At 56.9% G+C, this 14,914-nt stretch carries 8 protein-coding genes and 1 riboswitch; all 8 genes read right to left on the minus strand.

The genetic code is table 11. The features are described 5' to 3' along the window. Positions 1-93: 93 nt before the first annotated feature. Complete coding sequence (locus tag BN6471_RS13245) at positions 94-4,683, minus strand: Ig-like domain-containing protein (RefSeq protein ID WP_066649172.1); 4,590 nt, start codon at positions 4,681-4,683, stop codon at positions 94-96. A 155-nt stretch (positions 4,684-4,838) separates the two neighbouring features. Then, positions 4,839-4,921, minus strand: a riboswitch (cyclic di-GMP riboswitch). 207 nt (positions 4,922-5,128) lie between these two features. Continuing rightward, on the minus strand, positions 5,129-6,340 hold the full coding sequence (gene tuf, locus BN6471_RS11435; RefSeq protein ID WP_066649174.1) for an elongation factor Tu: 1,212 nt from the start codon (positions 6,338-6,340) through the stop codon (positions 5,129-5,131). A 62-nt stretch (positions 6,341-6,402) separates the two neighbouring features. Further along, on the minus strand, positions 6,403-8,481 hold the full coding sequence (gene fusA / locus BN6471_RS11440; protein ID WP_066649176.1) for an elongation factor G: 2,079 nt from the start codon (positions 8,479-8,481) through the stop codon (positions 6,403-6,405). A gap of 347 nt (positions 8,482-8,828) precedes the next feature. Further along, positions 8,829-9,299, minus strand: a complete 471-nt coding sequence (gene rpsG / locus BN6471_RS11445) for a 30S ribosomal protein S7 (RefSeq protein WP_066649180.1) — start codon at positions 9,297-9,299, stop codon at positions 8,829-8,831. 293 nt (positions 9,300-9,592) lie between these two features. Beyond that, on the minus strand, positions 9,593-9,967 hold the full coding sequence (rpsL, locus tag BN6471_RS11450) for a 30S ribosomal protein S12 (RefSeq protein ID WP_066649184.1): 375 nt from the start codon (positions 9,965-9,967) through the stop codon (positions 9,593-9,595). Positions 9,968-10,113: 146 nt separating this feature from the next. Further along, complete coding sequence (locus BN6471_RS11455; protein WP_066649187.1) at positions 10,114-10,362, minus strand: ribosomal L7Ae/L30e/S12e/Gadd45 family protein; 249 nt, start codon at positions 10,360-10,362, stop codon at positions 10,114-10,116. A gap of 50 nt (positions 10,363-10,412) precedes the next feature. Continuing rightward, positions 10,413-11,216, minus strand: coding sequence for a hypothetical protein (locus BN6471_RS11460; RefSeq protein WP_066649189.1), 804 nt, complete (start codon positions 11,214-11,216; stop codon positions 10,413-10,415). 73 nt (positions 11,217-11,289) lie between these two features. Next, a complete protein-coding gene (rpoC, locus tag BN6471_RS11465) occupies positions 11,290-14,862 on the minus strand; it encodes a DNA-directed RNA polymerase subunit beta' (RefSeq protein WP_066649191.1) in 3,573 nt (1,190 codons plus the stop codon). Positions 14,863-14,914: the final 52 nt, after the last annotated feature.

Below are 14,914 nucleotides of genomic sequence, written 5' to 3' on the forward strand. Positions count from 1 at the left end.
TGTGCGCGCGCCTCCGCGCCCTTCCTTTTATCCTACCATAAACGCCTCGTATAAAAAAGAGGGCGCTTGCAAGCGTCCTCTCCTGTTTTCCTGTTATTCCCGTTCTTCTTTCCTGCGCCGGCAACGAACGCCCGCGCCGATCGCGGCCGCGCCGCCCATCAATGCGGCCAGCCACAGGTACGGAGCCAGATCCTGCCCGTCATCCGTCCTCGGCGCTGTTGTGGCTTTGGGCCCATCCGCCGCCGCGCCCACCGGCCCTGCGCCGTCATTGCCGGCAGCCGGGCGGCCGTTCCCGTTGTCCGTTCCCTGCGTCCCTCCGCTGTTACCCGGATCGTCCGTCCCCGGCGCTTGCGTGCCGTTCGGGTCGCCCGGTTCCTGCGGTTGGCCCGCCATACTCCTACGGTTGGTGACCAGATACGGCGAGGCGTGCGTGATCGTATACGTGATATATCCGTTTTCATCCACCGTAAGCTCCTGTTCCTCCAAAAGCCCGTCCGTCGGGCTCACCCAGTACAGGTATACCGTATCGCCCGGCCGAAAACTGCCGCCGACCTGGTCCATCCTTGTGACAGGGCAGGGGAACTGCCCGTCGTGCGCCAGGTTGATGAACAACACGACCGCATCCTCCGATATCGCCTGCTTTGCCCCGTCCTCCACATCCGGGCTCACCATGTTCGTATGTCCTAAGTTGATATCCGCCAACGGGCCGGCAGCCACGCCGCCCACAAGGTCAAACGTCACCGCCGATACGATATTCCCGCCTGCGTCCGTCATGGAAAAGACGACCGTCTTGGCGCCCGTGCCCTCCGCCGCGCTCTTCGCCGCTAAGGCCACCACGTCCGCGCTCACCCGCACGTCCTGTGCCTCGTCCGCGTCTTTTACTTCCACCCTGACCACCACAGCCTCATCCGGCTGCGCGCTTGCAAGCGCGTCCTTTACCGCGCCGGCGTCCACGGTATTGTCCTGCACCTCCGGCTCGACCACGATCTGTGTTTTGCCCTCCGTATCCGGAAGCACGGGCGCGGGCTGCGCTGTTATTGTCACCATGCACGACGCGCTCTTGCCATTGTGTGCTGCCGCCGTGACCGTCGCCGTACCCGGCGCCACCGGCGTAAGCAAACCCTTATCCACCTTCACTACAGATTCATCGGACGAAGCCCATACAATGCTCTTGTCGTACGCATCCGCGGGCGACACGGACGCGCTGAGCTGTCCCTTGGCGTTCATTTCCAGCGAGATATCCGCCTTGTTCAGGCTCACGTTCGCGACCGGTATCACGATCCGGTACTGGTACGCTTCCGCGCCCTCGCTCACACCGTAAAATCTGGCGGCATCCCCTTCATATACCGCCCACGCCCAATATGTCCCGGATGCCGTCGGCGCCGCGGCAAGGCGCGAGCCTGCCGCGCCGTTATCGTCCGCGTAATATACGAACCCAACTATTGGATTCTGCACCGCCGCGCCGTTTGCCGCCACGACCGATAAATCCTTCATTTGTAGTGCCGGGGCCGTCCCCGTATACTCAAACTGGTTTCCTGAAAGCCCTGCCGCGCTGGTCGTGGTCGCGTAGCCCGTCAGCAGCTTGTTGCCGATACGCACCAGCGACACGTTTGCATTGAGCGCGCTGTCAAGCGCAAAGCACGCCGTCCTGACAGACTGTATATCGTTCGCGCCCGCTATCTCATAGCCCGCCGCCTTGCCCTGCGGCGTTATGCCGACCATAGCGCCTTCCTCCAGTCCCGTGATGTCGACCGCCATATTCGCCGATGTCTTGAGGTTACATGCCGTACTTCCATATTTGTTGCCGGTGATCTGCGTATTTCCGGAAATATTCACTTTCAGGTTCGTCGCCGACGAACTACCGCCCACGCTGCCATAGGCGCCCACAGCGTTGCCCGTGACCACCGCGTCGTGCAGGGTGACCGTGCAGTCCGTTGCCGTCACATAAATGCTGCCGTTTTTCGTATTGTTTGCAATAACGCCGCCGTTAACGGTAAGCGTACTGCCGCTTTTGCTCATGGATACGCCGCCGCCCGCGATCGACGCGCCGTTTGCGGATATTTCCCCGCCGTTCATCACGGCTTTCCCGCCGCTGATCACAAGCCCGTATGCCTGCTTGCTTAGCGCCGTCGGCTGGCAGTTGTTTCCTGAGATAGCGCCGCCGTTCATTTCCAATATTCCATCCGCTTCCAGCCAAACGCCGGAGTTTATGTTCTGCGTGATCAGCGAGCCTTCGTTCATCACGAGCTTTCCCGCGCCGCCCGTGCCGCCCACGCTGCCGACGCCGACCGCGCTTCGCCCCGAAGAAGTCGCGCAGCCTCTGACCACCGCTCCTTCATTCAGCGTAAGCGCCGCGCTGCCTTGGACGTTGATCCCGCTCGTCCCGATCCTGTTTTCGCCGTCCACCGTCACATTCTCCAGCGTCACCTGCGCCCCGTTGTTCACCGTAATGATGGACGTCGCGGTGATCGTGCGCGCTGCTCCCTCGCCGCGGATGGTAAGCGATTTGCCAAACGAGCCGTACGTCCCGTATCCAATCCCATCCTCGTCATAGCCCGTCTGCGTCGTCGTGCCAAAAGAAACGTCGTCGCCCAGCAGCAGCGTATCTCCCGCAAGCGCCTTGTTAACCGCCTTTTGCAGCGTCTCATACGTCTCGCCGCTGCGCGCGTTCTTCACGCCGTATTCCACGAGTTTCGTCAGTTCCGCATCCGCATAATAAGGCATCGTAACAAGCTGCGCGCTGCCTGCCGCCTCGCCGCCTGCCTGATACGCGCGGAGCACCTCCGAAAAGTCCGGCTTTGCCGCGTTCCAGTAATTCTTTGACGCATCCAGCGTTCCGGTAAGCTCCGTTATTTTGATGGCCTGCGCGCCGTCCTCGCCCGCCGCCAGCGTGCGCGACATGCTGTTTCCCGTCACACTCATGCTGGCGTTGCCGTTTGCCGTCAGGCGCATCGCGCGCCCGCCGCCCGCAACGTCGCAGTCCCAGTTTTGCAGGATGTTGCCGGAGATCGTCACGTCCCCGCCCGCCATGCCGGTGATCTGGATGCTGTTGAGCGTCGTATTGCTGATCCTGTTACCCGTGATGCGCGTCGTTCCCGCCGTCGCGGATACCCAGATTCCCGAACCGTTTGCCGCCGTCACATTGCTTATGGTATTGTCCGCAATCGTTAAATTTTTGGGCGCGCTCTTGTTGTCCAGGTTGAAGTTGATCGCCGCCGACCAATCGCTGATATTCTCGAACGTGTTGTTCTCGATCGTCAGGTTATTGAGGTTCGGCTCGTTGCCCCACGCGATCGCGTAAATGCCGCTCTTTTCAAACTTCAATCCCCTGATGACTGTTCTCGTATCGTCCCCAAACGGCCCCGCCAGCGTGATCCCGCCCGTGAGAACCGTGCTGCCGTCCCCCGGCCCTTCGAGCGTCACAGCCTTATTGAGCGTGACCGCCTCGTCATAGACGCCCACATTCGCCTGGATACGGATCGTGTCTCCTTCGGTTGCCGCGTCGATCGCCTTTTGCAGCGTCTCAAACATCTCGCCCGTCGTTTCGTTGCGCACAGGCGTTTGCTTCTGCTCCACGGACACGCTGCCGTCCTCGCCGCGCACCGCCTCGTAGCCGTCTATCACATAATCGGCAATGTTCGAGTCTCCCGTGCCGTCCCGGAAGGTGCCGCCCGAAATAAAGGTTGTCCCTGTATTTTGCGATTTAAAAAGCGCGCTGTTACCTCCCTCAAACGTTCCTCCGTGAATGCGTAGGCACGCGCTTGCGTTGATGCCGCCGTCGCCGTTCGTGTTATCGTTGCCAATATATACCGCCTGCCGGGGGCTTAAGAAAGTCCCGCCGTAAACGTCCCCGTTCACTTCGCCGTCCTCGCCCGCCACGTACAAGGCGTAAAAGGAACGGGAGTTCCCCTGCTCCGTGGAAAAATTCCCGCCGTTGATCTCGACAGTCCCCTGCACCGCCGCAACGCCACCCTGGATCCCCGTTACCGTCGCGTTATTTATGACCAGCCTGGCTCCCGCGCCCGTGCTCTTGATGCAATACGCCCAGTTCGGCGTCGCGTTGGAAGAGGTGGAATGCAGCTGTCCGCCGTCGATCGTGCAGTCGCCCGCATTTCCAATCGCGAAAGAGGCCGCGTCGACCACGCAGCTTTTGACCGCCATCGTCGCGCCCGCGCCGTTAAAAAGCGCGCTGCCGCCCGTATCATCGGTCGTGGTATAATGTCCGCCGTATATGGAAAGGCTTCCGAGATTGCGCAGGCATCCCCGCGGCGCGCTGACCGCAGCGCCGCCCACGGAATCGTGCACGCTCATGGTTCCTTCGTTTACCAGGGGATTGGCAAATTCCGCCGTAATGGTATGCCCGCCCAAATCCAGCTCCACGTTCGCGCCTGCGGGAACCGTTACCGGCGCTTCCAGCGTTATATCCTGCGTCACAAGGATGCTGCCGCCGCTTTCGGCCGCACTTCTCAGTTCTTCTTCATTTGAAACCTGCATTGCGCCGTCAGCCGTCAGTGCCATTGCAGCGGGCTGCTGCCCGTCTGCCGCGCTTTCCTCCGGCGCAGTTTCCTGGTTCTCTTGTATGCTTTCGTTTGTAAAATCGTTTGCAGGCTGTGCGCTCGATATCCCGAACATCCCGAGCACAAGCCCTGCCGCAAGGATTGCAGCGATCACTTTTTTCTTCATTTTTCCCACCTATAACCGGCAAACCAGCGGCTGCCGTCGTTTTGATATTAAGGGTATGTCCCGTTATATTGCACGGCTGCCCTTTGGCCAGCCCGGAAATGAAAAATACCCGCGTTAGCAGGCATGATTTGTTGCGTTGTGGCATCGCCATAACATGTTGCAACCCGGCCATCCTACGAAAACGCTTAGATCCGTGGCTTTGCGTCCCTGCCTTTCGGCAGGTTTGCTAAAATATTATATTGCGGACTGGCCATGCGGCAAAACCGTCGCACTATCCATTTCCATTATACTTATATTTTACAGGAAAGCAATATATTTTTTCGTTAAAAATCCCATACCTATGGCAAAAATATTAAAAATGTTTCAAATCAGTAATATTTGCGCGCGCACAAAAAAGAGCAGGCCATGCGGCCTGCCCTTTTACTTGTCTTTTGTGTGCCAATGCTTAGTCGATAACGCCCGATACCACTCCAGACCCTACCGTGCGTCCGCCCTCGCGGATTGCAAAGCGCAGTCCTTCCTCGATCGCGATCGGCGTGATCAGCTTGATCTCCATCTCGATGTTGTCCCCGGGCATTACCATCTCCGTCCCTGCCGGCAGCTCGATGATCCCCGTTACGTCCGTCGTCCTGAAATAAAACTGCGGGCGGTATCCGTTGAAGAACGGCGTGTGCCGCCCTCCTTCTTCCTTCTTCAGTACGTATACGCTGCTGTTGAAGTGCTTGTGCGGATGGATCGATCCCGGCGCGCTCAGTACCTGCCCGCGCTCGATCTCGTTCCTCTGTACCCCGCGCAGCAGTACCCCGATGTTGTCCCCCGTGATCGCTTCATCCAAAAGCTTGCGGAACATCTCCACTCCCGTTACGACTACGCTTCTCTTCTCGTCCGTCAAACCTACGATCTCTACCGTATCCTGTACCTTGATCTTGCCGCGCTCGACCCTGCCCGTCGCTACCGTTCCGCGCCCTGTGATTGAGAATACGTCCTCTACAGGCATCAGGAACGGCTTGTCTACGTCGCGCTCCGGCTCCGGAATGTAACTGTCTACCGCTTCCATCAGCTCGAAGATGCTCTGGCAGTTCGGGTCGTTTGCGATATCGTCGCTCGCCTGCGCCGCTTCCAGCGCCTTAAGAGCGCTTCCCTTGATGATCGGCGTATCGTCCCCCGGGAAGTCGTACTCCGTAAGCAGCTCCCTAATTTCCATTTCCACCAGCTCCAAAAGCTCCGGATCGTCTACCTGGTCTGTCTTGTTCATGTATACGATGATGTACGGTACCCCTACCTGCCTCGCGAGAAGGATATGCTCCCTCGTCTGCGGCATCGGGCCGTCTGCAGCCGATACCACCAGGATCGCCCCGTCCATCTGCGCCGCTCCCGTGATCATGTTCTTCACATAGTCCGCGTGTCCCGGGCAGTCCACGTGCGCATAATGCCGCGTGTCTGTCTCGTATTCCACGTGCGATGTGTTGATCGTGATCCCACGCTCTTTTTCTTCCGGCGCTTTGTCGATCTCGTCATATTTTGTTGCTTCCGCTTTCCCCGACTTCGCCAGCACTGTCGTGATCGCCGCCGTCAGCGTTGTTTTCCCATGGTCTACGTGACCGATCGTTCCGATGTTTACATGCGGTTTTGTTCTTTCAAACTTACCCTTTGCCATTGCTTTGTTCTCCTTATTCCTTGTTATTTTTCATTTTTCAGTGGATTGTATCGGCCACTGTATCATTTCTTTTCGCCTGTGATCTTCTCCACCATGCTCTTGGGCACCGGTTCATAATGGTCGAACTGCATCGTGAAGTTGCCGCGTCCCTGCGTCCGCGAGCGAAGGTCTGTCGCATACCCGAACATCTCTGATAACGGAACCATCGCCCGGATGATCTGTCCGCCGCCGCGCGCTTCCGTTCCTTCGATACGCCCACGGCGCGAGTTTACGTTGCCCATAACGTCGCCGAGGTATTCTTCCGGCACAACGACTTCGACTTTCATCATCGGCTCCAAAAGGATGCTGCCGCCCTTGGCGAACGCTTCCTTGATCGCCATGGAACCTGCGATCTTGAAGGCCATTTCAGAGGAGTCGACTTCGTGGTACGAACCGTCAAGCAGCGTGACCTTGAAATCCATAACTTCAAACCCGCCGATAAGGCCGCTCTTTGCCGCTTCCTGGATACCGGCGTCGATCGAAGGGATATATTCCTTGGGGATCGAACCGCCGACGATTTTGCTTTCAAATATATAACCGCTGCCCGGCTCGAGCGGCTCCACGTGGATCTTACAATGCCCGTACTGGCCCTTACCGCCGGACTGGCGGACATACTTGCCTTCCACGTCGACCGGCTTTGTCATCGTTTCGCGGTAGGAAACCTGCGGCTTACCGACCGAAGCTTCGACCTTGAACTCACGCAGCATACGGTCTACGATGATCTCCAGGTGGAGTTCGCCCATGCCCGCGATGATCGTCTGGCCCGTTTCCTCGTCCGTATAAGCGCGGAACGTCGGATCCTCTTCCGCCAGCTTCTGCAGCGCGGTAGACATTTTCTCCTGTCCCGCTTTGGTCTTGGGTTCGATCGCGACCTGGATGACCGGGTCGGGGAACACCATATTCTCCAGAATAATCTGCTGCTTGTCGTCGCACAGCGTGTCGCCTGTCCCGACATCTTTGAAACCGACTGCCGCTGCAATATCGCCTGCTTCCACCTCGTCTACTTCCTCGCGGTGGTTCGCGTGCATACGCAGGATTCGCCCGATCCTCTCGCGCTTGCCCTTCGTGGAATTGAGTACGTAAGAACCGCTGCGCAGCTTGCCGGAGTATACGCGGAAAAACGCGAGCTTTCCGACAAACGGGTCGGCCATGATCTTGAACGCCAGCGCCGAGAACGGCCCGTTCACGTCCGCTGCACGCTCGATCTCCTCGTCCGTACCCGGCTTGATGCCTTTGATGGCCGGAACGTCGAGCGGCGAGGGCATCAGCTCAACGATCTTGTCGAGCAGGGGCTGCACGCCTTTATTCCTGTACGCGCTGCCGCAGCATACGGGGATGATCGTACCCGCAAGCGTGCCTTTGCGCAGCACCTTGATGATCTCTTCCTTGGAAATATCTTCGCCCGCGAAATATTTTTCCATGATGGATTCATCATGGTCGGCGACCGCTTCGATCAGCTTTTCGCGGTATTCGTCCGCCATTTCCTTCATGTCCGCCGGGATCTCTTCCACAGAGAATTTCGTACCCGTCGGATCGTCTTCCGGATAGACGACCGCTTTCATTTCCACGAGGTCGACGATTCCCTTGAACGTATCCTCCACGCCGATGGGCAGCTGCAGCGGAACGGGGTTCGCGCCCAGCCTTTCCCTGATCATGTCGACAACGTTGTAAAAATCGGCCCCCATAATATCCATCTTGTTGACAAACGCCATACGCGGGACGCCATAGCCTTCAGCCTGCCGCCAAACCGTTTCGGACTGCGGCTCTACGCCGCCCTTCGCGCAGAATACTGCGACAGCGCCGTCCAGCACGCGCAGCGAACGCTCGACCTCGACCGTGAAGTCAACGTGTCCGGGCGTGTCGATGATGTTGATCTGGTGCCCTTCCCACTGCGTCGTTGTCGCAGCGGAAGTGATCGTGATACCTCTTTCCTGTTCCTGTTCCATCCAGTCCATGACTGCGTTGCCGTCATGGGTATCGCCGATCTTGTATGTCCTGCCCGTATAAAAAAGAATACGTTCGGTGGCAGTCGTTTTACCGGCGTCGATATGCGCCATAATACCAATGTTTCTTACTTTCTCAAGCGGAAATTTTCCAGACATTGTATCTCCTTTCCCTTCGATAAAAACTTATTTCAAACTTTATTGCTTACTTGGCTCACACAGCATATATGATACACTCCCAAAAGCGCCCAAAAGCGCATTTCACAGTATGTTTACCAATGGTTCACACACTTTTTACAGTACATGTTTTTCAATACACGCTGCCGGGTGTTCGCGCATGTGACAAAAAAGCAATTTGTCCCTGATAACGCAGCAGTCCCATTTTGCTCCGTCCGCGTTTCCCTGTGGCCCCATTTTCAAGGCCCGATTTACGGAGTGAGCGGTTTTAAAGGCAAAATCTCCCCTAAAACCGCTTCCCGACTATCCCATGAATTTTCAGTATATGCTTACCAGCGATAGTGCGCGAACGCCTTGTTCGCTTCCGCCATCTTGTGCATATCTTCCCGCTTCTTCACGCTCGCGCCTGTGCTGTTTGCAGCGTCCATGATCTCTGCCGCAAGCCTTTCGCGCATCGTACGCTCAGAGCGCTTGTTCGAGAAAAGCGCCAGCCAGCGGATCGCCAGCGTCTGGCGGCGTTCCGGGCGCACTTCCATCGGAACCTGGTATGTCGCGCCGCCCACGCGCCGCGCCTTAACTTCCAAAACAGGCATTACGTTTTCCATGCAGGAATTGAATACTTCAACAGCATCCTTTCCTGTTTTTTCCTTGATAATATCAAACGCGTCGTAGCAAATCCGCTGCGCAGTCCCCCTCTTGCCGTCCACCATGATCTGGTTGATCAGCTTGGTCACAACTGTGCTGTTATACATAGGATCCGCTATTACCTCACGTTTGGGTACTCCACCACGTCTAGGCATTGAAAAGCCCTCCTTAAAATCACTAGAATAATTACTTGGTTAACTGCTTTCACTCCTGCCGCACCCGCCATATCTTGCCCGTCTACTTGCTCAAACAACAGACGCGCTTTGCGCCGTCTAACTCGCATACGCCGGGCAACACCATGCCTGGTGCTATTGCGGGCATCCTACTCCGTCAGAAGGGGCGCATGATTTGATTCCGACGCCTTTGCAAGCGTAGCACGCAGGCTCGGGAAGCAAATTATCGTTCCGCCTGACGGTAAACGATACCGGTAGGCAACAGAAAATGCAGCTTATTTTTTCGGCATTTTCGCGCCGTAGCACGAACGCGCCTGTTTACGGTCTGCAACGCCCGCCGTATCGAGAGCGCCGCGGATGATATGGTATCTTACGCCCGGCAGGTCTTTGACCCTTCCGCCCCTGATCAGGACAACGCTGTGCTCCTGCAGGTTATGGCCGATCCCCGGGATGTAAGCCGTACCCTCCATACCATTGACAAGGCGAACCCTTGCAATTTTCCGAAGGGCAGAATTCGGTTTTTTAGGCGTCATCGTCCTGACCGCCATGCATACGCCCCTCTTCTGGGGACACTGCTTCAAAATAGGCGAGTTAGACGTTGCTTCCTGAGACTTCCTGCCTTTTTTAACCAGTTGGTTTATGGTAGGCATACACGCACCTTCCTTTCATTTCGTATCAATTATTATTCCTGTTCCCCCAAATACCTGCGCATCAGGCACTTGCACGGAACTTTCCCTGCAACACAGTCCATATGCCGCATGGATATAGCCAAAATTCCCCGCAACCCTGAAGGGAACTAGTTTTCAATGATAGCCGCGCAGGCGGCGCGCACGTCGATCCCGCACACCTCGCCAAGCTCTTTCATCGTTTCCACATTCACGATGTGGACTTCCATTTCGCCGATCGCATGGAGTACCCGCTCTTTGACATGCTCCTCCGCATCGTCCGCGAGGTACACCGTCAGGACGGCTCCCTCCTCCAGGCTCCGCAGCAGCTGTTTTAAGCCTACGACCCTGTTTTCGGCGTTTTTTAGCTCTTCATACATTTACGCACACCTCTTTTTAACGCAAAAAGCGCGCCTAAATATAATACCACTCAAATATTCATGTTGTCAAGGGGCAGATCGTCCTCGCCGTCCTTGCCCCCGCACGGTTTGCGCAGGCGCGTATACGTTTTCGTCTTTTTAAAATAGAGCCGCGGCATGCCGTTGGTGAGCTGGAAAAAGAACCAGCCCCTGCCCAGCATCTGCCGCACGAGCGGTATCTCCGCCACGTCCACATGCACTGTTTTGGCCGCCTTCCTGATCGCATTCATGCCTATCTGCTTGCCGAGGAAATACCCCGCGAGCGCCATCAGCGCCACGAACAATACGGGCAGCAGGGCGAACAGGTTCGCCATGGGCTCCGCAAATCCGGGAATCAGCAGCAGCACGAACGCCGCCGCCAAAAAGCCGAAGAAAATGCCCAGGTGCAAAAAGTCCATTTTGCGGAAAGCCTTTTTGCAGTCGTCGCAGATGCCCGCTTGCAAAGTCACCAGCGAACCGACGGGCGTGCGCACCTTCTTGCCGATGCCGAAGAACATGCCCTTGGCAGAGTACGGCTCGGGATGCGCCATCTCAAAGGAAGCGTATCCGTCGATCTCGTATGCCGGCTTCTGCTTACAGAACACGCAATCGTCGCCCATGTGCAGGTCGTCGATGTTTTCCGGGATGTACGAAAGCGTCGTTTCCCAGCGTTCCATCGCGGCCTTTTTGTCCTCGTCGCTTTTCAGGGTGCTGATATAGCAGTGGTAGCAGCCCTTCCTGTCCAGCCAGTTGCACAGGTCGCTATCCGCGATCACACACTTTTTCCTGTATTCACGCTGCTCGTCGCTCAAATTGTTATTGTTGTTTTCGCTCATCAAAAAACTCTCCCATCATTTACAAAACAGGCGAAAGGGTTTTCCCCCCTTCCGCCTGCAATCCGATCTTTTCCTATGAAAGCTCCGTGTCCGCGATATCGATATCGATCTGGGAAGAAATATCTTCGTTTATCACGTTGGAAATCACGTCGATATTCTTATAACGCTTCATACCCGTACCCGCCGGAATCAGCTTACCGATGATGATGTTCTCCTTAAGCCCTAAGAGCGGATCGACCTTGCCCTTGATGGCCGCTTCCGTAAGCACCCTCGTCGTCTCCTGGAAGGAAGCCGCCGAGAGGAAGCTGTTCGTGGAAAGCGAAGCCTTGGTGATACCGAGCAGCACGCGCGACGCGGTCGCCGGCTCCTTGCCCTCCCGGATCATCTGTTCGTTTTCCTTCTCGAACGCGAAGATATCCACCATCTCGCCCGGGAGCATCGCCGTATCGCCCGAATCCTCGATCTTGCACTTCTTGAGCATCTGGCGCACGATGATCTCCAGATGCTTGTCGGAAATCTCAACGCCCTGCAACCGGTATACCATCTGTACCTCTTTCAAGAGGTATTCCTGTACGCCCTTCACGCCCTTGATCTTCAAGATATCGTTCGGGTTGATGGAGCCTTCTGTAAGCTCGTCGCCCGCCTCGATTTCCTGTCCGTCCTCCACCGTCACGCGCGAACCGTACGGGATGAGGTATGTCTTTGCCTCGCCCGAATCGTTGGAAACGGTGATCTCGCGCTTTTTGCGCGTGTCGTTGATGGTCACCACGCCTGCGATCTCTGAAATGACCGCCAGCCCGCGCGGCTTTCTCGCCTCGAACAGCTCCTCGACGCGGGGCAGGCCCTGCGTGATGTCGCCGCCGGCAACGCCGCCGGTATGGAACGTTCTCATGGTAAGCTGCGTACCCGGCTCGCCGATGGACTGCGCCGCGATAACGCCTACCGCTTCTCCGATGTCCACAAGGGCGCCTGTCGCCATGTTCGCGCCGTAGCACTTCGCGCATACGCCGTGCTCGCTCTTGCAGGTAAACACGGTACGGATATTGACTTCTTCGATGCCCGCGTCCACGATCTGTTTTGCGATCGCCGGCGTGATCATCTCGTTGGCGCCGATAATCACGTTGCCCTTTTTATCCTTTACCTCCTGCGAAGTAAAGCGCCCGCGGATACGGTCTTCAAGCGGCTCGATCACTTCCTTGCCGTTGGAGTTGGTGAGCTTTCTCATGGGCACGCCCTGTACCTGCTCTCCCAAATTCTCAAAACAGTCCACCTCGCGCACGATCACGTTATGCGATACGTCGACTAAGCGGCGCGTCAGGTAACCCGAGTCAGCCGTCCGCAGGGCGGTGTCGGCAAGCCCCTTCCTCGCGCCGTGCGAGGAGATAAAGTATTCCAGAACGGTCAGGCCCTCGCGGAAGTTCGCCCTGATCGGGATCTCGATGATCTCACCGTTCGGGTCGGCCATCAGCCCGCGCATACCGGCCAGCTGCCTGATCTGGTTCGTGGAACCACGGGCCCCGGAGTTCGCCATCATGTAGATGGGGTTGAACTTATCGAGGCTCTTCATCAGGGCGTCCGTTACCTGGTTCGTCGTGTTCTCCCAGACCTTGACCGTGCTGTCTTTTCTTTCCTTGTCGGTAAGTAACCCGCGCTTATACTGCTTTTCGATGGAAACGACCTTTTCTTCCGCAGCTTCCAGCAATTCCTTTTTCGCACCGGGGATCTTGATGTCCGAAACGGAAACCGTGATCGCGCCGATCGTCGAATAATGGAAGCCCTGCTTCTTGATCGCGTCCAGGACATGCGAAGTCTTGGTCGGCCCCAGCTTTAAGAAGCACAGGTCGACGAGCTTTCCTAACTGTTTCTTGTCGATCAGTGTATCTACTTCAAATTTCAATTCGTTTTCGCTCTTGGAGCGGTCCATGAAACCTAAGTCCTGCGGGATCGCGTTGTTGAAGATCACGCGGCCCGTGGTCGTTTCAATGATGCCCGTTTTCATCTCCCCGTTCACCTCTTTGGTGACGCGGATCTTGACCATCGCCTGCAAATCGATGTTTCCTGTGTTGTAAGCCAGCACCGCTTCTTCCGGGGAAGCAAAAATACTGCCCTCGCCCTTTGCGCCTTCGCGGTGGATGGTCAGGTAATAAGACCCGATGACCATGTCCTGCGTCGGGGAAACGACCGGCTTCCCGTCCTGCGGCTTTAGGATATTGTTCGCCGCGAGCATCAGGAAACGCGCTTCGCTCTGCGCTTCCACGGAAAGCGGAACGTGCACGGCCATCTGGTCGCCGTCAAAGTCCGCGTTGTACGCCGTACAGGCCAGCGGATGAAGCTTGATCGCGCGGCCCTCGACTAAGATCGGCTCAAACGCCTGGATGCCCAGCCTGTGCAGCGTAGGCGCGCGGTTCAATAAAACCGGATGCCCCTTGATCACTTCTTCGAGTACATCCCAAACCTCGGGGCGTACCTTTTCCACCATACGCTTGGCGGATTTGATGTTGTGCGCAAAGCCTTCTTCCACCAGCTTTTTCATGACGAACGGCTTAAACAGCTCGAGCGCCATTTCTTTGGGCAGGCCGCACTGGTACATTTGCAGCTCCGGCCCTACCACGATAACGCTTCGGCCGGAATAGTCGACACGTTTTCCCAGTAAGTTCTGGCGGAAACGCCCCTGCTTGCCGCGCAGCATGTCGGAGAGGGATTTAAGCGGCCTGTTGCCCGGGCCCGTTACGGGGCGGCCGCGCCTGCCGTTATCGATGAGCGCGTCTACCGCTTCCTGCAGCATGCGCTTTTCGTTCCTGACAATGATATCCGGCGCGCGAAGCTGCAGCAGCCTGTTCAGGCGGTTGTTGCGGTTGATCACGCGGCGGTACAAATCGTTTAAGTCGGACGTCGCGAACCTGCCGCCGTCAAGCTGTACCATGGGGCGCAGCTCGGGCGGGATCACCGGGACAACGTCCATGATGATCCATTCCGGCTTGTTGCCGGACTGGCGGAACGCTTCCACGACCTCTAAGCGCTTGATCGCGCGCACACGCTTTTGGCCTGTGCACGTTTTGAGCTCTTCGCGCAATTGCAGCGTTTCCGCTTCCAGGTCTACCTGTTTTAAGAGTACCTTGACCGCTTCGGCGCCCATGCCGGCGGAAAAAGCATCCTCGCCGAACCTGCTCTGCGCTTCGCGGTATTCCTTGTCCGTCAAAAGCTGCTTGTATTCAAGCCCTGTCTCACCGGGGTCGGTCACGACGAACGCCGCGAAATACAGCACCTTTTCCAGCGAACGCGGGGACATATCCAAAAGCAGGCCCATACGCGACGGTATTCCCTTGAAATACCAGATATGCGAAACGGGCGCAGCCAGCTCGATGTGGCCCATGCGCTCGCGGCGCACCTTTGCGCGCGTCACCTCGACGCCGCACTTCTCGCACACGATCCCCTTGTAACGGATCCTCTTGTACCTTCCGCAATGGCATTCCCAGTCCTTCGTCGGCCCGAAAATACGTTCGCAGAACAACCCGTCTTTTTCCGGTTTCAGCGTACGGTAGTTGATCGTTTCCGGCTTCTTTACCTCGCCATGAGACCATTCGCGAATCTTTTCCGGGGACGCGAGGCCTATCTGGATCGAATCAAATGTATTGAGTTCAAACAAAGGTAACTCCTCTCCTCTCTGCTCTATCCAAAAATTTACTTAACTAAACCAA

It is taken from the genome of Christensenella timonensis (assembly GCF_900087015.1).
Lineage (GTDB): Bacteria > Bacillota > Clostridia > Christensenellales > Christensenellaceae > Christensenella > Christensenella timonensis.